This window comes from Endozoicomonas sp. ONNA1, assembly GCF_024606325.1.
In the GTDB taxonomy this organism is placed as follows: domain Bacteria; phylum Pseudomonadota; class Gammaproteobacteria; order Pseudomonadales; family Endozoicomonadaceae; genus Endozoicomonas_A.
This window is the reverse complement of record NZ_JAHHPN010000176.1, coordinates 1-2,017: the sequence shown is the minus strand read 5'-3', so window position 1 is coordinate 2,017 and position 2,017 is coordinate 1. Positions and strand designations below refer to the sequence as shown.

General features: G+C 47.3%; 1 protein-coding gene. It reads left to right on the top strand.

What is annotated here, in order from left to right:
- A partial coding sequence (locus KDK19_RS04180) for a transglutaminase-like domain-containing protein (RefSeq protein WP_257291387.1) occupies positions 1–2,017 on the top strand: 2,017 nt, incomplete at both ends.

Below are 2,017 nucleotides of genomic sequence, written 5' to 3'. Positions count from 1 at the left end.
GCTGATCCAATGGCTCTGCGAAACGGTATCGAGCATTGATCATCCGTGGTTGATACGACAAAGTGATCGCAACAGCACTAATGAAAAACGCCATGAAATTCGCATTAATACCCTTCTGAGTGAAGAGGAGGCCAAAACAGAAGTTATCAAAAGGGTGGCTCAGGCCAGCTGGCAGGCATCCGGTCTTTCCCTGACCCCGGATCAGTCGGACGATATTCTCACCCGGGCACTGTACCGACACTGGCAGCAAAGCTGGTTTAACCGTACGTTTGACCAGACGGGCATTGACGCCAATAGCGTATTTCCCCTGACGGAAGAAGAGGAACAAACGCTTAAATTACCTGCTTCCCAGCCTTATCTTGAGGAAGCTGATCTGCGGATAAGGATATGGAATTCCAATACCGTTCAATTGTGGCCTGCGTTTTGGCATCAGATAAATGGTCAGCCGAACCACAGGGTTGACAATTCTGAACAATACGATCCGGCAGTCCAGGTAAAATATACTTTAACATTGGACTGGGACACGAACTATGAGAACCGCAAGCCAAATCATTGTGATGACCATATAATTTTTGCTACGCAGGAACCTTCTTCCAGAATGTATCGCTTTTGCTTAGATGATATTAATGTGACCGCTGAGGGTGACATCGAACTGTTCGAGATCAGTGATCAACTGATGCAGAGGGTCGAAACCCTCATGCCTGCCCGGTTGCCGGAGCATGACCAGGAAGTAACATTAGCCAGCAATCAAACGCTGGGGACTTTTAAATGTTCATCGGAGAATAGCGAATGTATATTGCCCAGCCTGACGCCTGACGACTATATCGTGGCCCTGCGTATCGAACCCGATTTGGCATTTACCCTGATCAGGGGTGGATATACCGGGCTTCACACACTGTTTGTTCCGGAGGCCAGAGCCGACCAGAGTATTCAGGTGACTTATGTCGTAGAAGCCAGAGCACAGGAAAGAAAATCATCGCTTAAAGAAGCCCGAACAGATCGATCAATACGGTTTGACACCCGCTGTTCAGAAGGGATGAAAAAAGTACTGGACGGACTGTTTACGAATATTGGCCAACAGCCCTCCGAAATACGGAAGCCTTTGCGGAAAATAGCAAACGCTCATGGTACGACACAACGCATTCAGGCAATCACGGAGTATTGCCAACAGTTTTCCGGTAAGACTAAACCAAATCGCGAAAAGAGTTTCTTTCATTTCCTGGTAACCCAGCGGCAGGGTAGCTGTCGTCATCGTGTACCTGTTTTTATAGCGCTTTGTCGTTATTTCGGGATTCCATGTCGGCAAGTTACAAGCCTTATCCACCACTTTGCAGAGTATTCCCCGGATAAAGGCCAAACCTGGGAGTCGGTAAATTTGGGCGGGGCAGGCGCAGAGAAGACAAAAATTACCTACAATTTTCAGCCTGTCAGGAAGGTCGATGATCCCGGCACTGTGTTAAGGACGATTAAGGGTCACTTGAAAGCCCTGCTAAAAGGTGCTGATTCAGCACAGCAGCAAGATCTGGCTAAAGCTTGTGCTATGAGCCTCGGGGAACTGAAAAAAAACCTTGATACCCAAAGTGCATGGCGAGAAGCGAATCTAAGTTTCTCCAGTATAATCAGGAATCTCTGGGAGAGAAATGATTTAACCGGCTTTGCCATGGGCGTCTCGATGATAGAGTCGCTGGGGACAGACGCATTGAGCTATTTCGAGAAGCCATGGAAAGATACTGTGGCCTGGTTGACAGAGTCGCTGGGGACAAACGCATTGAGCCATTTCGGGAAGTCATGGAAAGATACTATGACTCGCAAAGACTGGCATATTTATGAATCAATGTCGGAGGCGGTCAAACAAATATTGTCTAACAGCGATGAAGATCAGGTCACTGAACTACTCAAGTCAATCCATTCAAAAATGGTTGACCAGGCTGGAGCAAACTCTCACCAATGGGTGAGATTAATTGTGAAAATACTGGAAGACAGTGACTTAACCAAACCTTCGGTTATTCACTTTGCC